The sequence below is a fragment of the Agromyces mangrovi genome (assembly GCF_030296695.1).
Lineage (GTDB): Bacteria > Actinomycetota > Actinomycetes > Actinomycetales > Microbacteriaceae > Agromyces > Agromyces mangrovi.
The window spans coordinates 1,364,706-1,387,079 of record NZ_AP027737.1 but is presented as its reverse complement, the minus strand read 5'-3'; the positions used below and the strand labels follow the sequence as shown (position 1 = coordinate 1,387,079).

At 71.0% G+C, this 22,374-nt stretch carries 21 protein-coding genes and 2 pseudogenes; 16 read left to right on the top strand and 7 right to left on the bottom strand.

Going from position 1 to position 22,374, the window contains the following annotated elements; all coding sequences use genetic code 11:
* Positions 1-68 precede the first annotated feature (68 nt).
* From QUE38_RS06585 to QUE38_RS06545, 9 genes and pseudogenes are all read left to right on the top strand, one after another.
* Entirely contained in the window at positions 69-917 is an 849-nt protein-coding gene (locus QUE38_RS06585) for a nitrilase-related carbon-nitrogen hydrolase (RefSeq protein ID WP_286310880.1), read from the top strand.
* Between the two features lie 97 nt (positions 918-1,014).
* Positions 1,015-2,451, top strand: a complete 1,437-nt coding sequence (hydA, locus tag QUE38_RS06580) for a dihydropyrimidinase (RefSeq protein WP_286310879.1) — start codon at positions 1,015-1,017, stop codon at positions 2,449-2,451.
* 87 nt (positions 2,452-2,538) lie between these two features.
* Positions 2,539-3,555, top strand: coding sequence for a TIGR03842 family LLM class F420-dependent oxidoreductase (locus QUE38_RS06575; protein ID WP_286310877.1), 1,017 nt, complete (start codon positions 2,539-2,541; stop codon positions 3,553-3,555).
* Positions 3,552-4,523 carry an ABC transporter permease gene (locus tag QUE38_RS06570; RefSeq protein ID WP_286310874.1) on the top strand — a complete coding sequence of 324 codons (972 nt, stop codon included), beginning with the start codon at positions 3,552-3,554 and terminating at the stop codon, positions 4,521-4,523. The genes QUE38_RS06575 and QUE38_RS06570 overlap by 4 nt, the downstream gene beginning before the upstream one ends.
* Positions 4,520-5,347: pseudogene (locus tag QUE38_RS06565) on the top strand (ABC transporter ATP-binding protein); the annotation flags it as partial. The gene QUE38_RS06570 and the pseudogene QUE38_RS06565, both read left to right, overlap by 4 nt.
* A gap of 4 nt (positions 5,348-5,351) precedes the next feature.
* Positions 5,352-6,146: an ABC transporter permease gene (locus QUE38_RS06560; RefSeq protein ID WP_286310872.1), complete on the top strand. Its 795-nt coding sequence runs from the start codon at positions 5,352-5,354 to the stop codon at positions 6,144-6,146.
* Positions 6,147-6,267: 121 nt separating this feature from the next.
* Positions 6,268-7,419, top strand: coding sequence for an ABC transporter substrate-binding protein (locus QUE38_RS06555; protein WP_286310869.1), 1,152 nt, complete (start codon positions 6,268-6,270; stop codon positions 7,417-7,419).
* Between the two features lie 145 nt (positions 7,420-7,564).
* Positions 7,565-8,707 (top strand): annotated as a pseudogene (locus tag QUE38_RS06550) (aminotransferase class III-fold pyridoxal phosphate-dependent enzyme); the annotation flags it as partial.
* A gap of 252 nt (positions 8,708-8,959) precedes the next feature.
* The gene (locus QUE38_RS06545) at positions 8,960-10,480 is read left to right on the top strand and encodes a CoA-acylating methylmalonate-semialdehyde dehydrogenase (protein WP_286311685.1); all 1,521 of its coding nucleotides are present in this window, start codon (positions 8,960-8,962) and stop codon (positions 10,478-10,480) included.
* Between the two features lie 67 nt (positions 10,481-10,547).
* Here the strand turns inward: QUE38_RS06545 and QUE38_RS06540 are convergent, their stop codons facing one another.
* A complete protein-coding gene (locus tag QUE38_RS06540; protein ID WP_286310867.1) occupies positions 10,548-11,390 on the bottom strand; it encodes an SDR family NAD(P)-dependent oxidoreductase in 843 nt (280 codons plus the stop codon).
* An 83-nt stretch (positions 11,391-11,473) separates the two neighbouring features.
* Here QUE38_RS06540 and QUE38_RS06535 point away from each other — a divergent pair, with 83 nt between their 5' ends.
* Positions 11,474-12,040, top strand: a complete 567-nt coding sequence (locus QUE38_RS06535) for a TetR/AcrR family transcriptional regulator (RefSeq protein WP_286310864.1) — start codon at positions 11,474-11,476, stop codon at positions 12,038-12,040.
* A gap of 50 nt (positions 12,041-12,090) precedes the next feature.
* On the opposite strand, the gene QUE38_RS06530 is transcribed toward QUE38_RS06535, so the two are convergent.
* From QUE38_RS06530 to QUE38_RS06515, 4 genes are all read right to left on the bottom strand, one after another.
* A complete protein-coding gene (locus QUE38_RS06530) occupies positions 12,091-12,420 on the bottom strand; it encodes a hypothetical protein (protein ID WP_286310863.1) in 330 nt (109 codons plus the stop codon).
* Between the two features lie 95 nt (positions 12,421-12,515).
* Complete coding sequence (locus QUE38_RS06525; RefSeq protein ID WP_286310861.1) at positions 12,516-12,728, bottom strand: type II toxin-antitoxin system HicA family toxin; 213 nt, start codon at positions 12,726-12,728, stop codon at positions 12,516-12,518.
* A 116-nt stretch (positions 12,729-12,844) separates the two neighbouring features.
* Positions 12,845-13,636: an enoyl-CoA hydratase/isomerase family protein gene (locus QUE38_RS06520; protein ID WP_286310859.1), complete on the bottom strand. Its 792-nt coding sequence runs from the start codon at positions 13,634-13,636 to the stop codon at positions 12,845-12,847.
* 63 nt (positions 13,637-13,699) lie between these two features.
* Positions 13,700-14,617: a LysR family transcriptional regulator gene (locus QUE38_RS06515; RefSeq protein ID WP_286310855.1), complete on the bottom strand. Its 918-nt coding sequence runs from the start codon at positions 14,615-14,617 to the stop codon at positions 13,700-13,702.
* Between the two features lie 152 nt (positions 14,618-14,769).
* Here QUE38_RS06515 and QUE38_RS06510 point away from each other — a divergent pair, with 152 nt between their 5' ends.
* The 4 genes from QUE38_RS06510 to QUE38_RS06495 all read left to right on the top strand — a co-directional run bounded on the left by QUE38_RS06510 (position 14,770) and on the right by QUE38_RS06495 (position 17,931).
* Positions 14,770-14,892, top strand: a complete 123-nt coding sequence (locus QUE38_RS06510; RefSeq protein ID WP_286310854.1) for a hypothetical protein — start codon at positions 14,770-14,772, stop codon at positions 14,890-14,892.
* Between the two features lie 187 nt (positions 14,893-15,079).
* On the top strand, positions 15,080-15,628 hold the full coding sequence (pyrE, locus tag QUE38_RS06505; protein ID WP_286310851.1) for an orotate phosphoribosyltransferase: 549 nt from the start codon (positions 15,080-15,082) through the stop codon (positions 15,626-15,628).
* Positions 15,629-15,637: 9 nt separating this feature from the next.
* Positions 15,638-17,470, top strand: coding sequence for a hypothetical protein (locus QUE38_RS06500; protein ID WP_286310848.1), 1,833 nt, complete (start codon positions 15,638-15,640; stop codon positions 17,468-17,470).
* Positions 17,380-17,931, top strand: coding sequence for a septum formation family protein (locus QUE38_RS06495; RefSeq protein WP_286310846.1), 552 nt, complete (start codon positions 17,380-17,382; stop codon positions 17,929-17,931). Before QUE38_RS06500 ends, QUE38_RS06495 begins: the two co-directional genes overlap by 91 nt.
* Positions 17,932-17,941: 10 nt before the next feature.
* Here QUE38_RS06495 and QUE38_RS06490 read toward each other — a convergent pair whose 3' ends face one another.
* Positions 17,942-19,474 carry a SulP family inorganic anion transporter gene (locus tag QUE38_RS06490; RefSeq protein WP_286310844.1) on the bottom strand — a complete coding sequence of 511 codons (1,533 nt, stop codon included), beginning with the start codon at positions 19,472-19,474 and terminating at the stop codon, positions 17,942-17,944.
* A gap of 188 nt (positions 19,475-19,662) precedes the next feature.
* Here QUE38_RS06490 and QUE38_RS06485 point away from each other — a divergent pair, with 188 nt between their 5' ends.
* Together QUE38_RS06485 and QUE38_RS06480 are read left to right on the top strand one after the other, a co-directional pair.
* Positions 19,663-20,607 carry a ribokinase gene (locus tag QUE38_RS06485; protein WP_286310842.1) on the top strand — a complete coding sequence of 315 codons (945 nt, stop codon included), beginning with the start codon at positions 19,663-19,665 and terminating at the stop codon, positions 20,605-20,607.
* Entirely contained in the window at positions 20,604-21,539 is a 936-nt protein-coding gene (locus QUE38_RS06480) for a nucleoside hydrolase (RefSeq protein ID WP_286310840.1), read from the top strand. The genes QUE38_RS06485 and QUE38_RS06480 overlap by 4 nt, the downstream gene beginning before the upstream one ends.
* 9 nt (positions 21,540-21,548) lie before the next feature.
* Here QUE38_RS06480 and QUE38_RS06475 read toward each other — a convergent pair whose 3' ends face one another.
* Positions 21,549-22,346 (bottom strand): HAD-IIA family hydrolase, encoded by a 798-nt coding sequence (locus QUE38_RS06475; RefSeq protein WP_286310838.1) that lies wholly within the window; start codon positions 22,344-22,346, stop codon positions 21,549-21,551.
* Positions 22,347-22,374 lie beyond the last annotated feature (28 nt).

Here is a 22,374-nt window from a genome sequence, read left to right as displayed (position 1 = left end):
CCCAGCGCCCGGTAGGCCCACCGGCCCACCGAGCGGCGGCAACGACGCCGACCGACTCAGGAGGCAGCATGACGATCGTTCGAGCGGCGATCACGCAGACCACGTGGACCGGCGACAAGGACTCGATGCTCGACAAGCACGAGCAGTTCGCCCGCGACGCCAAGGAGCAGGGCGCCCAGGTGATCTGCTTCCAGGAGCTGTTCTACGGCCCCTACTTCGGCATCACCGAGGACGTGAAGTACTACGACTTCGCCGAGCCGGCCGACGGCCCGATCGTGCAGCGCTTCGCGGCGCTCGCGAAGGAGCTCGGCCTGGTGATGGTGCTCCCGATCTACGAGGAGGAGCAGCCCGGGGTGTACTACAACACCGCGGTCGTGGTCGACAGCGACGGAACCATCCTCGGCTCGTACCGCAAGCACCACATCCCGAACCTCGACAAGTTCTGGGAGAAGTTCTACTTCCGCCCCGGCAACCTCGGCTACCCGGTCTTCCAGACCGCGGTCGGGCCGATCGGCGTGTACATCTGCTACGACCGGCACTTCCCCGAGGGCTGGCGCGAGCTGGGCCTGAACGGCGCGCAGATCGTGTTCAACCCGAACGCGACCAAGCCCGGCCTGTCGAACCGCCTGTGGGAGATCGAGCAGCCCGCCGCCGCGGCCGCCAACGGGTACTTCGTCGCCGCGCCCAACCGCGTCGGCCGCGAGGACAACGAGTACGGCGACCTCGCCGTCGACTTCTACGGCTCGAGCCAGTTCTGCGACCCGCAGGGCAACATCGTCGGCGAGTACGGCTCGGCCCACGACGAGGAGATCGTCGTGCGCGACCTCGACATGGACATGATCCGCCAGGTGCGCAACGCCTGGCAGTTCTACCGCGACCGGCGCCCCGAGTCGTACACGTCGATCCCGAAGCCCTGAGACGTCGCCACGGGGCATCCGACACCTCTCACGGATGCCCCGGGGCGATCCGGCGCCAGAGACACATCCTGACCCGCATCCAGCGAAGGAGCGCACCATGGCAACCACCCTCATCACCGGCGGCACGGTCGTCAGCGCGACCGGCCGGGCGAACGCCGACGTGCTCGTCGACGGCGAGCGCATCGTCGCCGTGCTCGAGCCCGGCAGCGAGCTGCTCGGCACCGACCTGAAGTCGGGCGTCGACACCGTGATCGACGCGACCGGCAAGTACGTGATCCCCGGCGGCATCGACGCCCACACCCACATGGAGCTGCCGTTCGGCGGCACCGCCGCGATCGACACGTTCGAGACCGGCACCCGCGCCGCGGCCCACGGCGGCACGACCTCGATCGTCGACTTCGCCGTGCAGCGCTACGGCGAGCGCGTGCAGGACGGCCTCGACGCGTGGCACGCGAAGGCCGCCGGCGAGTGCGCCATCGACTACGGCTTCCACCAGATCGTCGGCGGCGTCGACGCCGATGCGATCGAGGCGATGAAGACGCTGCCCGACCAGGGCGTGACGAGCTTCAAGCTGTTCATGGCCTACCCGGGCGTCTTCTACTCCGACGACGCGCAGGTGCTGAAGGCCATGCAGGTCAGCCGCGACACCGGCATGCTCACGATGATGCACGCCGAGAACGGCCCTGCCATCGACGTGCTCGCCGAGCAGCTGATCGAGGAGGGCAAGACCGACCCGTACTTCCATGGCATCGCCCGCGCCTGGCAGATGGAGGAGGAGGCGACGCACCGCGCGATCATGCTCGCGAACCTCACCGGCGCGCCGCTGTACGTCGTGCACGTCTCCGCCAAGCAGGCCGTCGAGCAGCTCGCCTGGGCGCGCGACAAGGGCCAGAACGTCTTCGGCGAGACCTGCCCGCAGTACCTCTACCTCTCGCTCGAGGAGCAGCTCGGCGCCTCCAGCGACGAGTGGGGGAAGTTCGAGGGCGCCAAGTGGGTGTGCTCGACGCCGCTGCGCTCGCGCGAGGAGGGCCACCAGGACGCCATGTGGCAGGCGCTGCGCACGAACGACCTGCAGATGGTCTCGACCGACCACTGCCCGTTCTGCATGAAGGACCAGAAGGAGCTCGGCCTCGGCGACTTCCGCAAGATCCCGAACGGCATCGGCTCGATCGAGCACCGCATGGACCTCATGTACCAGGGCGTCGTGACCGGCGAGATCACCCTCGAGCGCTGGGTCGAGCTCACGAGCACGACCCCGGCGCGCATGTTCGGCATGTATGGCCAGAAGGGCGTCATCCAGCCCGGCGCCGACGCCGACATCGTCGTCTACGACCCGAACGGGCACACCTCGATCGGCATCGACAAGACGCACCACATGGCGATGGACCACTCCGCCTGGGAGGGCTACGAGATCGACGGCCATGTCGACACGGTGCTCTCGCGCGGCAAGGTGATCGTCGACGACAACGCCTACCTCGGCGCCAAGGGCGACGGCCGCTTCATCAAGCGGGGACTCACCCAGTACCTCGTCTAGGGGCGAGCGGATGCCCCTGAGGCGCACGTCGGCCCAGGGGCATCCGCTCACCACCTGTCGCACCCACCCCGCACGAAGGAACACAGCATGGACTTCGGAGCAGTACTCCAGACCAACCCGCCGTCGGCGCGCGCCGTGCAGCTCTCGCAACTCGCCGAGGCGCACGGCTTCAGCACGGTGTGGACGTTCGACTCGCACCTGCTCTGGCAGGAGCCGTACGTCATCCACTCGCAGATCCTCGCCGAGACGAAGCGCATCAAGGTCGGCCCGTTCGTGACGAACCCGGCCACGCGCGACTGGACCGTCACCGCGTCGACCTTCGCGACGCTCAACGAGATGTACGGCAACCGCACGATCTGCGGTATCGGCCGCGGCGACTCGGCGGTGCGCGTGACCAACGGCAAGCCCGTGACGATGAAGGAGTTGCGCGAGTCGATCCACGTGATCCGCGAGCTCGGCAACTCGCGCGAGGTCGAGTACAAGGGGTCGATGCTGCGGTTCCCGTGGTCGGTGGGCTCCGAGCTCGAGGTGTGGGTCGCCGCCTACGGACCGATGGCGCTGAAGCTCACGGGCGAGGTGGGCGACGGGTTCATCCTGCAGCTCGCCGACGTCGACATCGCGAAGTGGATGATCCGCACCGTGCGCAAGGCGGCCGAGGCCGCGGGCCGCGACCCCGACGCGATCACGTTCTGCGTGGCGGCGCCGTTCTACATCGGCGACGACTGGGAGCACATGCGCGACCAGTGCCGCTGGTTCGGCGGCATGGTCGGCAACCACGTGGCCGACATCGTCGCGAAGTACGGCACGCACGGCGAGGTGCCCGAGGCGCTCACCGACTACATCGCGGGGCGCACCGGCTACGACTACAACACGCACGGCCGCGCCGAGAACGACCACGTCGACTTCGTGCCCGACGAGATCGTCGACCGGTTCTGCCTGCTCGGCACCGCCGACGACCACATCGCCAAGCTCGAGGAGCTCAAGGCGATCGGCGTCGACCACTTCGCCGGCTACCTCCAGCACGACAACAAGGAGGAGACGCTGCGGGTCTACGGCGAGACCGTGATCCCCGCGCTCTCCGACCACATCACGGCGAAGGCATGACGGGAACCCTCCAGGAGCAGCAGGCGACGGATGCCGCCCAGGCGGCCTCCGCTCCCGACCGCGCGCCCGCGCCGGGCGGGCGTCGCCGTCGCTCGAGCGGGCGGCAGGCGGCGCGCTGGGTCTGGGGCATCGCCGGCATCGTGCTGGTGGGTGTCGTCTGGGAGCTGTACAAGTGGCTCGCCCCGGCCGACGGGGTCGTGATCGGCGAGACGCGCGTGCTGCCGCGCACGACCGACCTGGCCATGCCGCACGTGTGGGACATGCTCGCCCGGCTGTTCGAGCCCGTGACCCGCGCGCCCGGCGCGAACGTGCTCTGGCTCGAGATCGCGCTCGGCGCACTCGTCACGCTCGGCATCGCCGCGGCCGGCTGGCTCGTCGGCGTCATCGTCGGCATCGGCCTGGCGATCGTGATGCAGCGCTGGCGGCTCGCCGAGTGGGGCCTGCTGCCGTGGATCATCATCAGCCAGACCGTGCCGCTCATCGCGTTCGCGCCGGTCGTGCGCAGCTGGGGCTCGCGCGTCGAGATCGGCGCGTTCGAGTGGCAGGACTGGATGTCGGTCGCGCTCATCGCCAGCTACCTCGCGTTCTTCCCCATCGCCGTGGGTGCGCTGAAGGGCCTCCAGTCGCCCGACCGCATCCACACCGAGCTCATGAAGACGTACGCAGCGGGCTACTGGCAGACCCTGTTCCGGCTGCGCTTCCCGGCATCCGTGCCGTACCTGCTGCCTGCCCTGCGCCTGGGTGCCGCGAACGCCGTGATCGGCGCGGTCGTCGCCGAGGTGTCGACGGGCCTCCAAGGCGGCATCGGCCGTCTCCTCATCCAGTTCGCCGGGCAGGCGTCGGGCGACCCCGCGAAGGCGTGGGCCCCGATCTTCGGCGCCATCGTGCTCGGCCTCGTCGCCGCGGGCTCGATCGCGCTGCTCGGCGTCATCTTGCAGAACTACCGCCGCGTGGAGGTCACCGCATGAGCACCGCACCGACGACGACCGAGACGACGACCGCAGCCGTGCGGGTCACCGGGGTCGACAAGACGTTCGAGACCCGGTCGGGCGTCGTGCACGCCCTCCAGGGCATCGACCTCGAGGTGGCGGCGGGCGAGTTCGTCTCCCTCATCGGGCCGTCGGGCTGCGGCAAGTCGACGCTCATGCGCCTCATCGCCGACCTCGACGAGCCCAGCGCCGGCACGGTCGAGGTGAACGGCACTTCGGCCGCGCAGGCGCGGAAGGACCAGGCGTACGGCATCGCGTTCCAGCAGGCCGGCCTGTTGCCGTGGCGCACGGTCGCCGCGAACGTGTCGCTGCCGCTCGAGCTGCACGGCCCCTCGGGCGCGGCCCGGCGCGAGCGCGTGGCCGACCTGCTCGAGATGGTCGGGCTCTCCGACTTCGCCGACCGCTACCCCGACCAGCTCTCGGGCGGCATGCAGCAGCGCGTGGCGATCGCCCGGTCGCTCGCGGAGAAGCCGAGCATCCTGCTCATGGACGAGCCGTTCGGCGCGCTCGACGAGATGACCCGCGAGAAGATGCAGACCGACCTCGTGCGCATCTGCGCCGAGACCGGCGCCGCGGTCGTGTTCGTCACGCACTCCATTCCCGAGGCCGTGTTCCTCTCCGACCGGGTGGTCGTGATGAGCCCGCGGCCGGGCCGCATCCAGGAGATCGTGCCGATCCAGGTGGGGGCGGATGCCGCGCGCGACGACCACCTCCGCGAGGAGTCGGTCTTCTTCGAGCACGTCACCGCCGTGCGCGAGGCCCTGCACGGCGGCACCGCCGCCTCGACCGCCCGGGGGTCGAGACCCGATGACCCTCGCCACGCTGAGCCCGCGCGCCGAGACGACGGTGCGCATCGTCGCGCCGGTCACGGTGGGGCTCCTCGTGCTGGGTGTCTGGCAGTTCCTCGTCACCGTCGTCGGCGTCAGCGACTACCTGCTGCCGAGCCCGGCGTCGATCGTCGAGGAGCTCGTCGCGTTCTGGCCGTCGATCGTCTCGGCCACGGTGATCACCGGCACCAACGCGCTCATCGGACTCGTCGTCGGCACCGTGCTCGGCGTCGGCCTCGCGGCGCTCGCCGCGCGCTGGCGAGCGGTCGACGACATGTCCGCACCGATCGTCGCGGCGCTCGCCGTGATCCCGATCGTGGCGCTCGCGCCCGTGCTCAACTCGATGTTCGGCGCCGACAGCCAGTTCGGCCGGCAGGCGATCGCCGCGCTCGCGTCGTTCGTGCCCGTGTTCATCAACACCCTGCGCGGGTTCCGGCAGACCCTGCCCGTGCATCGCGACCTCATGCGCGCCTACGCCGCGAGTGGCGGCCAGGTCTTCCGCACGGTGACGCTGCCGACCGCGTTGCCGTTCGTGCTCACGGGCATCCGCATCGCCTCGTCCCTCGCGGTGATCTCCGCGCTCGTGGCCGAGTACTTCGGCGGCCCGCGCGGCGGCCTCGGCGGGCTCATCTCGACGTCGGCCGCGTCGAGCGCCTACGCCCGCGCGTGGGCGTACGTCGTGGCATCCATCGCCCTCGGCCTGCTCTTCTACCTCGTGACGCTCGGCATCGAGCGCCTCGTGCTGCGCCGCATCCCGACCGGAGGTGCGCGATGACGCGCGCCGCCGCCGGCATCGCGGCACCCGAACCCGGTACGCGAGACGTACCGGCCGGACGCCCTCGCACCCGGAGGCGACCTGCACCACCAGCACGCACCGAGCATTCGAAAGGACTGACATGAAGCACAGCACTCGCCGCTCCCTTGCGGCCGGAGCGTTCGCCCTCTCAGCGGCGCTCGTCCTCGCAGCCTGTTCCTCGTCTGACGACTCCGGAGACACCGGATCGGACGCGGGCGGCGACGAGCTCACCGAGGTGAAGCTCCAGCTCCAGTGGCTCCCGCAGGGCCAGTTCGCCGGCTACTTCGCAGCGGTCGAGAACGGCTACTTCGAGGAGGAGGGCCTGGAGGTCGAGATCATCCCGTCCGGCGGCGACATCGTGCCGCAGGACGCCCTCGCCAACGGCGACGTCGACTACGCGATCGCCTGGGTGCCGAAGGTGCTCGGCTCGATCGAGGCCGGCGCCAACCTCACCAACATCGCGCAGATCTTCCAGCGCTCGGGCACCCTGCAGGTGTCGTGGGCCGATTCCGACATCTCGTCGGTGGCCGACTTCGAGGGCAAGAAGATCGGCTCGTGGGGCTTCGGCAACGAGTGGGAGATCTTCGCGGCCATGGCCGCCGAGGGCCTCGACTCGTCGACCGTCGAGATCATCACGCAGGACTTCAACATGAACGCCTTCCTGCAGGGTGACATCGACGCGGCCCAGGCGATGACCTACAACGAGTACGCGCAGCTGCTCGAGACGCCGGACCCCGACACGGGCGAGCTGTACACGGCCGACGACTTCAACGTCATCAGCTACCAGGACACCGTCGGCGCCATGCTGCAGGACGCGATCTGGGCCGACACCGAGCGGCTCGAGTCCGACGAGGAGTACCAGGAGACGACGGTCGCGTTCCTCAAGGCCGTCATCAAGGGCTGGGAGTTCGCGCGCGACAACCCCGAGGAGGCGTCGTCGATCACCATCGCCGCCGGTTCCGGCTGGGGCCCGAGCCACGAGCTGTGGATGGTCAACGAGACCAACAAGCTCATCTGGCCGGCGCCCGCGGGCATCGGCGTCATCGACGAGGCGGCCTGGGACCAGACCGTCGAGGGCGCGCTGAGCGCCGTCAACGAGGTCGGGGCCAGCCCCATCACCACCGAGCCGCCGTCCACGGCGTGGACGAACGAGTACATCGAGCAGGCCATCGCCGAGCTCGGTGACGAGGTCGACACGACGGGCGAGTCGTTCTCGCCGATCGAGGTCGAGCTCCTGGAGGGCGGCAACTAGCCATGCGCACCACCGGCGGCCGGATGCCACGGGCGGAGACTCCGCTCGCGGCGTCCGGCCGTCGCCGTGCCGGGCGGGTCCGCGCCAGCCGCGCATCCGCCCGGCACCACCACCACACCGAACCGCGTCGCACGAGGGGGAACCCATGACCGACACCGCAGACACCGCCGAAACCGCTGCACCCAACCCCGATCTCGACGAGCTCGCGCGCGAGCTCGACCACGCCCACGTGTTCCACTCGTGGTCGGCGCAGGGCTCGCCGCCGCAGCTCACGATCGCCGGCGGCAGGGGCACGAAGGTCTGGACGCACGGAGGTGACGAGTACCTCGACTTCTCGAGCCAGCTCGTCAACGTGAACATCGGGCACCAGCATCCGTCGGTCGTGTCCGCGATCCGCGAGCAGGCGTCGCTGCTGTCGACCATCGGTCCGCCCATCGTGAACCTCGCGCGCGGCGAGGCGGCCAAGCGCATCACCGCGCGCGCCCCGCGCCGCTTCCACAAGGTGTTCTTCACGAACGGCGGGGCGGATGCGAACGAGAACGCCGTGCGCATGGCGCGCCTGCACACCGGGCGCGACAAGGTGCTCTCGACGTACCGGTCGTACCACGGCAACACCGGCGCGGCCGTCGTCGCGACCGGCGACTGGCGCCGCATCCCGAACGAGTACTCTCGCGGGCACGTGCACTTCTTCGGGCCCTACCTGTACCGCTCCGAGTTCTGGGCGACGACGCCCGAGGAGGAGTCGGAGCGCGCGCTCCAGCACCTGCGGCGCGTGATCGAGAGCGAGGGGCCGTCGTCGATCGCGGCGATCCTGCTCGAGACGATCCCCGGCACCGCCGGCATCATGCTGCCGCCGCCCGGCTACCTGGCCGGCGTGCGCGAGCTCGCGACGAAGCACGGCATCGTGCTGATCCTCGACGAGGTGATGGCCGGGTTCGGCCGCACGGGACGCTGGTTCGCGTTCGACGGCTACGACGTCGAGCCCGACCTCATCACCTTCGCGAAGGGCGTGAACTCGGGCTACGTGCCGGTCGGCGGCGTGCTCATCGCCGAGGAGATCGCCGCGGACTTCGACTCGAAGGTGTTCCCGGGCGGGCTGACCTACTCGGGGCATCCGCTCGCTGCCGCCTCGATCGTCGCCGCGCTCGACGCGATGGAGTCGGAGGGCATCGTCGACAACGCCCGGCGCGTGGGTGCCGAGGCGATCGGGCCGGGGCTCGAGGCGCTGGCCGACAAGCACGAGATCATCGGCGAGGTGCGTGGCGAGGGCGTGTTCTGGGCGATGGAGCTCGTCGCCGACCGCGCGACGCGCGAGCCGGTGGCGCCCGCGGTCGTCGCCCGGGCGAAGGGGAGCTCGCCGCGCGCGGGCTGCTCGCGTTCACCGCGGAGAACCGCATCCACGTCGTGCCGCCGTGCGTCGTCACCGACGACGAGGTCGCGCAGGCGATGGACATCTACGACGAGGTGCTGGGGCTCGACCTGCTCGGCTGAGCGGTCGCCACCGGCACGAAAGGGAGAAGGAATCATGACGGAGACGACGATGACCCCGCAGGCTGACGTGCCGACGGGTGCCACGGTGATGGGTCACTGGATCGACGGGCACGAGATCGCCGGCGAAGGGTCGCGCACCGGGCCGGTGTACGACCCCGCGCTGGGTGTCGTGCAGAAGGAGGTGCGCTTCGGGTCGGCCGGCGACGTCGACACGGCCGTGCAGGTCGCGCGCACCGCGTTCGCGAGCTGGAGCGAGGTGTCGGTCGCGAAGCGCCAGGCGGTCATGTTCGCGTTCCGCGAGCTGCTGAACGCACGCCGCGGCGAGCTCGCCGAGATCCTCACGGCCGAGCACGGCAAGGTGCTGTCGGATGCCGGCGGCGAGATCGCCCGCGGGCTCGAGGTCGTCGAGTTCGCCTGCGGCCTCGGCCACCTGCTGAAGGGCGAGTTCAGCGACAACGTGTCGACCGGCGTCGACGTGTACTCGCTCAAGCAGCCGCTCGGCGTGGTGGGCATCATCAGCCCGTTCAACTTCCCGGCGATGGTGCCGCTCTGGTTCTTCCCGCTCGCGATCGCGGCCGGCAACACGGTCGTGCTGAAGCCCAGCGAGAAGGACCCGTCAGCCGCGAACTGGATGGCCGCGCTGCTCAAGGAGGCCGGCCTGCCCGACGGGGTCTTCAACGTCGTGCACGGCGACAAGGAGGCCGTCGACGCGCTGCTCACGCACGAGCACGTCGCCTCGATCTCGTTCGTCGGCTCGACGCCGATCGCGCGCTACGTCTACGAGACGGCGACCTCGCACGGCAAGCGCGTGCAGGCGCTCGGCGGTGCGAAGAACCACATGCTCGTGCTGCCCGACGCCGACCTCGACCTCGTGGCCGACTCGGCCGTGAACGCGGGCTTCGGCTCGGCCGGCGAGCGCTGCATGGCGATCAGCGTCGTGCTCGCCGTCGACTCGATCGCCGACGAGCTGGTGGACAAGATCACCGAGCGGATGTCGCGCCTCACGACCGGCGACGGCCGGCGCGGCTGCGACATGGGCCCGCTCATCACGTCCGCGCACCGGGACAAGGTCTCGGGCTACCTCGACGTGGCGGCCGCCGACGGCGCCTCGGTCGTGGTCGACGGCCGAGAGGCGACGTTCGACGGAGCATCCGACGGCTTCTGGCTCGGGCCGACCCTCATCGACAAGGTGCCGACCTCGTCGACGGTGTACACCGACGAGATCTTCGGACCTGTGCTGTCGGTCGTGCGGGTCGAGGGGTACGAGGAGGGCATGGAGCTCATCGAGCGCGTGCCGTACGGCAACGGCACGGCGATCTTCACCAACGACGGCGGCGCCGCCCGGCGCTTCCAGCGCGAGGTGCAGGTCGGCATGGTCGGCGTGAACGTGCCGATCCCCGTGCCCGTGGCGTACCACTCGTTCGGCGGATGGAAGGCGTCGCTGTTCGGCGACGCGAAGGCGTACGGCCCGCACGGCGTGGAGTTCTTCACGCGCGAGAAGGCCGTCACCTCGCGCTGGCTCGACCCGAGCCACGGCGGGCTGAACCTGGGCTTCCCTCAGCACGACTGATGGGGGCGCCCTTTCGCCTAGGACGCGTTCAGGTCTCTCAGCATGCCGGGTGCCACCTCGGCGGGACTCAGGCGCTGACGGGAAGTCCGACTCTGTTGGCGCTCTCGGTCCAGAGTGCGTCGGCGAGGGCGGCGTCGTTCTGCTGGGGGTTGGGCTTCCTGAGCGGCTTGCGGTGCTCGTCGTAGTACTGGCCGGAGGTCCAGGTGACGTCGGAGGTGCCGTCGAGCACCCAGATGAGGTTGTCCGCGCCGGACTCGGGTGTGCTGAGCATGCGCGCCAAGGGGGTCTTGTAGATGAGCTTCATCATCGCGTTGCCCGTCTCCTTGCCGAAGTTGGAGGAGATGTTGCCCGGATGGATCGCGACGGCGTTCAGACCCTGGCCGTGGTAGCGGGAGGTCAGACCCTTGGCGAAGAGGATGTTGGCGAGCTTGGAGTCGCCGTACGCCGTCATCACCCTGTACTTGCGGGTGGAGTCCAAGTCGCCCATATCGATGTGGCCGAACGCGTGCGCGCCCACGCTGGACGTGTTGACGATCGTGGCCCTGCTGGCGATCAGGACGTCGAGGAGCAGGTTGGTGAAGAGGAACCCGGCGTAGTGGTTGACCTGCATGGTGCGCTCGTTGCCGTCGGCGGTGATCTTGTACTCGGCGAAGACGCCACCGGCGTTGTTGGCGAGCCCGTCGATGCGGTCGGCGTGCTCGCGCACCCACGCCGCGGCGGCACGGACCTCGTCGAGGTGCTCGAAGTCCGCAGCGAAGGACTCTGCGCCGATCGGGTCGGCGACTGCGGCCAACTTCTCGGCCGAGCGGCCGATCAGTAGCACCCGGTCACCGCGCTCGGCGAGCTTTCGTGCGGCGGCGGCACCGATGCCATCGGAGGCGCCGGTGATGACGATGGTTCGCTGAGGCATGATTGTCCTGTCGAAGGTAAAGTGAACTCAGGTTCAGTATTTATCATGAACCACGGTTCATGTTAAGTCAAGCGGAGGTGTCCATGAACATCGCCGGGAGGCCGATGCGTGCAGACGCGGTACGCAACCGCGCGAAGATCGTCGATGCCGCGTACGAGCAGATCGCCGCGCACGGCGTCGACGTGGGAATGGACGAGATCGCGCAGGCAGCTGGTGTGGCCGTCGGCACCCTGTACCGCCACTTCCCGACGAAGACCGATCTGGTCGCCGCCATCGTCGAGCACTATGTCGATGCTGCGGCGACGGATGCCGAAGCCTCCTACACGCGAGTGCTGAGCGGCAGCAGCCGTGCCGTTGACGAACTCATCGAGTACTTCCGCGTGGTCGGTGACTCATCCGCTGAACACGTCGCTGTGAAATCGACTGCTCGGAGCCTCGGTCTCGATCCTCATCCGGGCACGTCTGGTGCGGCACGCGTCGAGGCCGCGCTGGCTGGGTTGGTCGCACAGGGGCAAGCGGATGGCGATATCCGGCCGGAGATCACCGTCGACGATCTCATCCTGCTCTTGACGACTGCCCCGGTCGACCAATCGGCCGAACTGCGGGAACGCTGGCTGCAACTCATCCTGCCCGGCCTCACCACCCGCTGACCGCTCAGCCGCACGAAGTCACTGCCGAGTTTTGCAGAGAGCCGTGACTGTCAGGACGCAGTGTTCGTCCTCGTTGCCCCCGATGCAGCGAGTTGTTGCACGCGCTGCGCCGAGAGCCCGAGCACGGCTCCGGCGTCCCGGTAGGTGAGTCCGTCAGCTCGGAGGGTCGCCACTGCGCGGCGTGCGAGCTGAGCCGCCGCCTCGCTCTCGGTGCGCGCCATGGCTTCGCGCCGTCTGGATTCCTCCCACGCTTCGCGGGCGTTCTCCGGAATCTCGAAGGTCACGGCGACGTCGAAGGTGTCCGGCTCTACGTCGAGCCAGAGCGCGATCACCTCGCGGGCGACGTCCTCGACCTCGGCGGTGTTGCGTGCCTGGCCCACGGTGTCGAGCTCGGGGACCTCTACGAGCCACCAGCGCCCGTCGCGTCGTGCGTTCACTCGGTAGGCGTTTCGCTGCGACATCAATCCGTCCTCCCTTATCGCCAACTGCTGGGCGTGGTCGGCAGCTTCTTCATCAGCTGGGCGACGACTCCGGCGCTCACCTCGCGGTGGCCGACCGGGATCGACTCCTTGACCGACCCATCGGGCAGGCCCCACAACTCATAGCTTCCCTTGCCGTCGCGGAGTTTCACCCAACCGTTCGCCTTCACGACCTTCATCACATCGCGGATCTTCTGCGGCTTCGGCATCATCGAACGCTAGACCCACTTGATGCGTCCATGAAGGGCCACTTGATGAACAGGCGCGTCCTGCCGGTTGTGGAGGACCCGTGGGAGCAGTGCCGACGAGACTCCGCTCGACTGGTTCAGGCGCTGCGAGCGGATGCCGCGGCGAACGCCGCCACGCGACGCTGCGCCTCGGGTGCGGCGAACGCGGCGCCGATGGTGCGGGCCTCGTCGTCGAGGGAGTCCTGGAACGACCGGGTGCCGCCCGCGTGCAGCAGTCGCTTCGCCTGGCCGTAGGCGCCGGTCGCGCCCGACAGCCACACGTCGGCGATCGCCCGCGCCCGCGCGTCGAGCTCGTCGTGCGCGACGACCTCCGCCACGAGGCCCCACTCGTACGCCTCGTCCGCGGTGAGCATGCGGTCCGAGAGCGTGAGCTCGAGTGCCCGGCGCATCCCGACGGCCTCGGGCAGCAGTGTGCTCACGCCGCAGTCGGGCGTGAGGCCCATGTCGGCGTACCGGCTGCCGAAGGTGGCGCGATCGGATGCCACGATGACATCGGCCACGAGCATGAACCCGAGTCCGCCGCCGACCACGACGCCCTGCACGGCGGCGACGATCGGCACGGCGGACTCGCGGAGCATCCGATGCCCCTCATGGATGTCGTCGGCCAGCCCTTTGACCGTGGCCTCGCCGCCGGTGGGGTCGTTCACGGAGAGCTCCGACATGGCGCGCACGTCGCCGCCGGCGCAGAACGCGCGGCCCGTGGCATCCAGCAGCACGGCTCCGATGTCGTCGCGGGTCGAGACCGCCTCGGCGGCGGCGCGCCACCCGGCGATCGCCTCGGGGTCGACGGCGTTCAGGCGGTCGGGGCGGTTCAGGGTGATGCGGGCGAGCCCGTCGGTCACGTCGAACAGGATCGCGTCGTCGCTCATGACGAGGGAGTCTAGTCCGTGAATCCGACCGGGCGGTCGGTCGCGCGGCCGGTCATGCGACGGTCACGCGGCGGCGTGCTCGGCCTGCACGCGGGCGGCGTGCCGCACGAGCGCGTCGACGACCGTGCGCACGGCGAGCCGCTCGGCGACGTCGGGCCGCATGAGCGCCACGATCGTGCGTTCGGCGGCGATGCCGCGCAGCGGCTTCAGCACGACGTCGGGGGAGACGTTGCCCGAGGTGAACCGCGGCACGAGCGCGACGCCGTGCCCCGCGGCGATGAACGCCTCGATCACGCGCAGGTCGCTGAAGCGCTGGCCGATGCGCACGCGGTGGCCCGCCTGCTGCTCGATCTCGTGCAGCACGCGCTCGAACGGCAGGCCGGGCGGCACGCCGAGCCAGAGCTCGTCGGCGACATCGGCCGCGGTCACGTACGACCGGCCGGCGAGACGGTGGTCGGCGGGCAGGCCGACGTCGAGCGGCTCGTGCATGAGCTCGACCACGGCGAGACCCCGGCCGCCCCACGAGAGCAGGCCGGGCATGGTGTGCGCCAGCACAATGTCGTGGTCGTTGGTGAGGTCGGGGAACTCGTCGAGCCCGGGGTCGAGGTCGCTGCAGTGCAGCACGAGGTCGTCGATCGACGCGAGCTCGGCGAGCACCTGGGGCAACAGCATCTGGCCGGCGGTCGGGAAGGTCACGAGTGTGACCTCGCCGCCGGGGTCGTTGCGGAACTCGTCCCACAGCGCCTCGGCGCGCTCGAGCGCGACCGCGACGTCGGCCGCGCTGCGGGCGAGCGCGTGCCCGGCGCTGGTCAGCACGACCCCGCGGCCCGAGCGTTCGGTCAGCGGCATCCCGGCCTCGCGCTCGAGCACCTTCAACTGCTGCGAGACCGCCGACGGCGTGCGCCCGGTGGCCTCCGCGACCGCGGTCACGCTGCCGCGCTCGGCGAGTTCGCGGAGCAGGTCGAGTCGGCGCACATCCATGTAGCCAGCCTATATTGATAGTGAAGTATTGTGAGCTTGTGCTGAACAGTCGAACGCGGTTCAATTGAGGTGACGCCGGCGCGACCACGATGGTTCCGAGCCGGCGTCTCGCGTTCCCGAACGGGTGCGCCACATCGACGAAAGGATTCATCGTGTTCGCTCTCCTCGCACTGCTCGCGGTCACCGCCGTCGCGGCTGTCGTCATGGCAGTCGTCGAGACCGCACGTGACGGCTACGGCCGCATTCCCGAGCGCGAGTACCCGCGCGCCGTCTGACGCGCGCGACCTCCGAGCAGGGGCAGGGCCCTGCGCACGGCCGCCGGTGGGCCAGGGACTCCCACCCGGCGGCCGTCGTCGTCTCCGGGCACCCGTCCGCCCGCGCCGGGCGGGCGGCGCGTCGTGCACAGGCACCCCCGCGCACCCCGGGTATGGTGTACGGCCGCCGCCCAATAGAGTGGACGCCGTGACCGACGCACGCCAGCAGCTCATCGACTACATCACGGCCGAGGCCGTGTTCCACGGCGACTTCACGCTCACCAGCGGCAAGAAGGCGTCGTACTACGTCGACCTGCGCAAGGTGAGCCTCGACCACCGCGTCGCACCGCTGATCGGCCAGGTCATGCTCGACCTCATCGCCGACGTGCCCGACGTCGTCGCCGTCGGCGGCATGACTATGGGCGCCGACCCCATCGCCGCCGCGGTGCTGCACCAGGGCGCCGCCCGCGGTGCGACCTACGACGCGTTCGTCGTGCGCAAGGAGCCGAAGGACCACGGCCGCGGTCACCAGGTCGAGGGCCCCGACCTCGCGGGCAAGCGCGTCATCGTGCTCGAGGACACGTCGACCACCGGCGGCTCGCCGCTCAAGGCCATCGAGGCGCTCGAGAAGGTCGGCGCCGAGATCGCCGCCGTTGCGGTCGTCGTCGACCGCGGCACCGAGGCGCGCGAGGTCATCGAGGGCGCCGGCTACCCGTACCGCTTCGCGATCGGCCTCGACGACCTGGGGCTCGCCTGATGGCAGCCCGTGGGGAACGACGACGAGGACGTCGCCGGCGGCACCGACTGGTTGATGGACCAGCTCGGCGACGACTCCGAGCCCGACGAGCCCGAGGGCGACGCCGTCGCGGGCGATCAGGCGACGGATGCCCCTGAGCCGGCCGAGCCCGCCGACGAGCCCGCGGCCGAGGAGCCCAAGCCGCGCATCGACTGGGAGCCGCCGCCCCCGCCGGCCGCCGAGGAGGTCGACGACTGGTTCTCGGTCTCCGAGCCGCCGAAGCGGCGCAGCTCGTCGGCATCCGAGCCCGCGGCGTCCGTCGATGAGCCTGCCGCGCCCGTCGACGAGCCCGCCGCGACCGCGTCGGAGCCGGAGCCGGCTGCACCGGAGGCATCTGCTCCGCCCGTCGTGCCGCCACCTCCGCCTCCCGCGGCGCCGCCCGCGCCGGGCGGCGAGTCGTTCCGTCAGCCCGTGGAGGAGGAGCCGCCCGTGCCCGAGGACGACGGACTCGTCTGGTCGATCTTCGACGAGGAGCACCCGACGGCGGTGGCCCGTCGCCGCGAGACCGGCGAGGTGCCCCGGCTCCCGGAGGCGGCGGAGCCGGAGGAGCCCGAGGAGCCCGAGGAGCCCGAGGTCGAGCGCACCGCCGTCTACCCGCCCGGCCTCGTCGGCGGTGACGCGCCGGACGCCGGAGCGCCGGCAGCCGACCGGTCGGCCGACGATGCGCCCGCCGAGGACGACCCCTTCGGGGCGCTCGCCGGTGCCGCGGGCGCGAGCGCGTTCGCGTGGAACCTGGAGCCCGACCCGAACGCCGTCGACCCGCGCGCGACGCCGCGCAAGCCGTCGTGGCGACGCCCCGACACCGCGGGCGTCGACGACGTGTCGACGTCGTCCGAGCCGGGAACCGACGCCGACGCCGAGGCCGCCGGGGCCGCCGCGCCAGAGATCCTCGACGCGGAGGCCGACGTCGGCGAGCGCGCGGACGCCGCGCCCGACTCCGCCGACGTCGAGTCGGCGCCGGAGCAGCCGGTCCAGCCCGAGCCGCAGGACGAGTCGCGCGACTCGGCCGCGCCGTGGGCCGCCGGTGCCGCGGGCGCCGCGTTCGGCGCAGCGGCTGCGGAGGCGGCCGCAGGCCGGGGCACGACGCCCGACTCCGAGGCATCCGCTCCCGCCGAGGGCATCTGGAGTCTGCTCGGCTCGGGCAGCACGCCGCCCGACGAGCGCGGCCCGGTGACCGGTGGCGCGTTCGACATGCCCGACCCGTTCGGGCAGTCCGACCCGTTCGACTCCGACGACCCGTTCGCCGCGAGCGTCGCCGGTGCTGTCGACGCCGAGCCGCCGCACGTCGGCCACGATGGATTCACGGCCGACCCGTTCGGGCAGGACCTCGGCGGCACCCCGCTGGCCCCGCCGTCGGACCGCCACGACCCGTTCGCCGAGCTCTTCGGCAGCCTCGGCGTCGACGAGCCCCCGCCCGCCCACACCTGGGATCGCGCGGAGTTCGCCGACGACACCTCGCACGTGCCCGGCGTCGCGCCGATCGGCATGCCGCCGAGCGCCGCGGAGGAGGAGAACGCCACCCGGCTGCTGCCGCTGGCGGGTTTCGCCGCCGCGCCGCAGGGCGGTCAGGCCGCGACCGCCGCCCCCGGTGCATCCGGCGCGGCGACCACCGTGCTCCCCCGGGCCGGTGCGGAGGCGCCCCGCAGGGCCCGCCGGCCGAGGGCGCGAGCACTGCCGGCTCGGGCGGCTCGGGCCGCGGCGGATCGACGCGGGTGCTGCTCTGGGTCGCGGGCGGTCTCGTCGCGGTCATCGCGCTGGTCGGCCTGTTCTTCCTCGGCACCCGGCTCGGCGACACCGTGGTGACGGCCACGACGCCGACCCCCACGCCGACCGCGACCCCCACGCCGACGCCGACGATCATCGCCGGCCCCGCCGAGGCGCAGGCGCCCGGCACCCACGAGTGGGACACGCTGTTCGGCACGGAGTGCATCGACCCGTTCGACTCGCCCTGGGCCGAGGAGTTCACCGTCGTCGACTGCGCGAGCCCGCACGCCGCGCAGCTCGTGCACCGCGGCACGCTCGGCGAGATCGGCGACCCGTTCCCGGGCGAGGCCGAACTCGCGGCGTCGATGGGCGAGCGCTGCACGCAGGCGGGCATCGTCGACCTCGCGACGGTCGCGGGCATCGAGGACCTGCAGGTGCAGGCGTCGTTCCCGGTCACCGCCGAGCAGTGGGACGAGGGCCAGCGCGCCTACTTCTGCTTCGTCAACCGCTCCGGCGGCGAACCGCTCACGGGCAGCGTCGCGGGCCCCGGCCCGAGCTGAGCCCCGCTCGTCAGTGCCCGGCGCCGAGGCGCCCGGTGAGCCGCTCGCGCATCTTGACGCTCGCGTCGTTGAGGCCGGTGAGCTCGACGGATGCCCCGTGCGCCTCGTACTTCGTCACGATGGCGTCGATCGCGGCGACCGTCGATGCGTCCCAGATGTGCGACGACGACAGGTCGATGACGACCCGCGACGGGTCGTCGGCGTACTCGAACTGCGTGGTGAGGTCGTTCGACGAGGCGAAGAACAGCTCGCCGGTCACGGTGTAGTGCACGATCTCGCCCTCGTCGTCCTCGCTGACCTTCCGGCCGACCGAGGTGAAGTGCGCGACGCGGCGCGCGAAGAGCACCATCGCGATGACCACGCCGACGATCACGCCGATCGCCAGGTTGTGCGTGACGACGACGATCACGACCGTCGAGACCATGACGATGGTCTCGCTCAGGGGCATCCGTCGCAGTGTCTGCGGGGTGATCGAGTGCCAGTCGAAGGTCGCGACCGAGACCATGACCATGACCGCCACGAGCGCGGCCATCGGGATGAGCCCGACGATGTCGCCGAGCGCGACCACGAGGATCAGCAGGAACACGCCCGCGAGGAACGTCGAGATGCGGGTGCGCGCGCCCGAGACCTTCACGTTGATCATGGTCTGGCCGATCATGGCGCAGCCGCCCATGCCGCCGAACAGGCCCGAGAGGATGTTCGCGGCGCCCTGGCCGAGCGACTCGCGGGTCTTGCGCGAGTGGGTGTCGGTGATGTCGTCGACGAGCTTCGCGGTCATGAGCGACTCGAGCAGGCCGACGAGCGCCATCGCGAGCGCGAACGGCGCGATGATCGTGAACGTCTCCCACGTCAGCGGCACGTTCGGGATGAACAGCTCGGGCAGGCTCTCGGGCAGCTCGCCCTGGTCGGCGACGTTCGGCACGGTCCAGCCCATGGCCAGCACGATTCCGGTGATGACGACGATCGCGACCAGCGGCGCAGGCACGATCTTCGTGAGCCGCGGCAGCAGCACGATGATGATGATGCCCGCGGCGACGAGCGGGTACACGAGCGCCGGCACGCCGATGAGGTGCGGCAGCTGCGCCATGAAGATGAGGATCGCGAGCGAGTTCACGAAGCCGACCATCACGCTGCGGGGGATGAACCGCATGAGCTTCGCGACGCCGAGCGCGCCGAGCACGAGCTGGAACACGCCGGCGAGGATCACGGTGGCGATGAAGTAGTCCATGCCGTAGTCGCGCGCGACCGGGGCGATGACGAGCGCGACCGCCCCCGTGGCGGCGGTGATCATGGCCGGGCGGCCGCCGAGGAACGCGATCGACACCGCCATGATGAACGACGAGAACAGGCCGACGCGCGGGTCGACGCCCGCGATGATCGAGAACGAGATGGCCTCGGGGATGAGTGCGAGCGCGACGACGAGGCCCGCGAGCACCTCCTTGGTGAGGATGCGCGGCGAGCGCAGCGCCTCGAGCACGGAGGGGCGCGGGCGGTAGCGCTCGCGTTCGGCGGCGCGGTCGACGTTGGCGATGCTGGAGGTCATTTCTGGGGCTCCGAGGGTCGGTGAGACGGTCGGTGCGCCCCATCGCGCACGCGGGAACGGCCGGTTGTTTCGGCGAAGAGGGGAGGCTCCGGCGGATCGCGCCGGCCCTGACACCATACCCGACGGGTGTCCTCGTGCCCGTGTCGGGGGTCGCCCGCGGTTAGGCTGGCGCGCGAGGAGGGGTGCTCGTGGCAGCTGCATCGCCGGCCGGAACCGTCGTCGTCTTCGGCTCGCTCAACGTCGACTCGACGAGCTACGTCGACCGCTTCCCGGCGCCCGGCGAGACGCTCGCGAGCACGGGCTTCGCGACCGCGCTCGGGGGCAAGGGCACCAACCAGGCGGTCGCGGCGCACCGCTCGGGTGCGGCGGTGCGGCTCGTCGCGAGGGTGGGGGCGGATGCCTCCGGCGACTTCGCCCTCGCGTCGCTGACCCGTCTCGGCCTCGACGTCTCCTCGATCGTCGCGGTGCCAGACGCCCCGACCGGCGTCGCGCAGATCACCGTCGACGCGTCGGGCGAGAACACCATCGTCATCACCGCGGGCGCGAACGCGGCGCTCACGCCCGAGCTGGTCGTCGACCGGCACGACGACATTGCCGCCGCCGACCTCGTGCTGACGCAGGGCGAGGTGCCGGCGCCGACCATCGAACGGCTCGCGGCCGCGTGCGCACGGTTCGGCACGCGCTTCGTACTGAACCTCGCGCCGCCCGTCGAGGTGTCGCGCGGCGCGCTCGCCGAGTGCGACCCGCTCGTGGTGAACGAGCACGAGGCGCGGTCGGTGGGCATCGCGCCGGAGGGTGAAGGCTCGGTCGACGACTGGCGCGCGGCCGCCGAGGCCGCCGTGGGTCGTGTCGCGCGCTCGGTGGTCGTCACGCTCGGCGGTGCGGGGGCGGTCGGCGCGGGCCCCGGGGCATCCGTCGACTGTGCCGCACCCGAGGTCGAGGCGGTCGACACGACGGGGGCGGGCGACGGGTTCACGGGCACGCTCGCCGCGTTCCTCGCGGGCGGCGCGTCGCTCGACGAGGCGGTCGCGGCAGCCGTCGCGGCCGGTGCGCTCGCGGTGCAGCGGCGCGGCACGACCGACTCGTACGCGACCCGCGACGAGATCCTGCACGCGATGGAAGGGCCCGCATGACCGATCCGATCCCGCTCATCCTCGACTGCGACCCGGGGCACGACGACGTGTTCGCGCTCTGGCTGGCCGCGGCGAGCCCTGCGGTCGACCTGCGCGCGATCACGACCGTCGGCGGCAACGTGCCGCTCGAGTTCACGTCGATGAACGCGCGCATCGCCTGCACGATCGCGGGCGTCGAGGTGCCGGTCGCGGCCGGGGCATCCGGCCCGCTCGTGAAGGTGCTGCGGACGGCGGAGTGGATCCACGGGCCGAACGGGCTCGGCGGGCCCGAGCTGCCCGAGCCGACGGTGCCGCTCGACGAGCGCGACGCGACGACGCTGATGGCCGACGTGCTGGCCGAGGCATCCGAGCCCGTGGCGATCGTCGCGACCGGGCCGCTCACGAACGTGGCCGTGCTGCTGCGCGATCGGCCCGAGCTCGCCCCGCGGGTGCGCGAGGTCGTGTGGATGGGCGGGTCGACCGAGCGCGGCAACGTCACGCCGTACGCCGAGTTCAACGCGTGGGTCGACCCCGACGCGGTCGCGATCGTGCTGGGCAGCGGCGTGGAGTTCACGATGGTGGGGCTGAACACGACCCACCGCGCGCTCGTCACCAGCGAGGTGCAGGCGCGCATCGCGTCGGCCGGCAATCGCACCGCGGCGTTCGCCGACGAGCTGCTCGACTTCTTCTGCCACACCAACGCCGAGGTGTTCGGCATGCCCGATGGCCCGCTGCACGACCCGGTCGCGGTGGCGGTGCTCACCGACCCGGGCTGCATCACGACCGTGCACACGCGGCTCGACGTCGAGCTGGCCGGCACCGAGACGAGCGGTGCGACGGTGGTCGACTTCGACGGCATGCTCGCGCGCGAGCCGAACGCGCACGTGGCGGTCGACATCGACGTGCCGCGCTTCTGGAACGGGATGGTCGACGCGGTCGCCCGCCTGGCGTAGGGCGGCCGGCTACAGCTCGGTCTCGATGGGGCCGGATGCCACGAGCTCGTGCACGCCCTCGATGACCTCCGACGGGCGGAACGGGAACTTGTCGATCTCGCTCTGGTCGCTGATGCCGGTCATCACGAGGATCGTGTGCAGCCCGGCCTCGATGCCCGCGACGATGTCGGTGTCCATGCGGTCGCCGATCATCGCGGTGTTCTCCGAGTGCGCGCCGATCTTGTTGAGCGCCGACCGGAACATCATCGGGTTCGGCTTGCCGACCACGTAGGGCTCCCGCCCGGTCGCCTTGGTGATCATCGCGGCGATCGCCCCCGTCGCGGGCAGCGGTCCGTCGGCGCTGGGGCCCGTGGCATCCGGGTTCGTCACGATGAACCGCGACCCCTTGCCGATGAAGCGGATCGCCTTGGTGATCGCGTCGAACGAGTAGTTGCGGGTCTCGCCGACGACCACGAAGTCGGGGTCCGACTCGGTCATGATGAAGCCCGCCTCGTGCAGCGCGGTGAGGATGCCCGCCTCGCCGATCACGAACGCGGTGCCGCCCGGCTGCTGCTGCTTCAGGAAGTCGGCCGTCGCGAGCGCCGAGGTCCAGATCGACTCCTCGGGCACCTCGAGCCCCGACGCCCGCAGGCGCGCCGACAGGTCGCGCGCGGTGAAGATCGAGTTGTTCGTCAGCACCAGGAACGGGGTGCCGGTGTCACGCCACTGCTGCAACAGCTCGGCCGCGCCGGGCAGGGCGTGGTTCTCGTGCACGAGCACGCCGTCCATGTCGGTCAGCCAGCACTCGACCTCGTCACGTCGTCCCATGGCATCAGACTAGGGGCGTCTGGCTGTG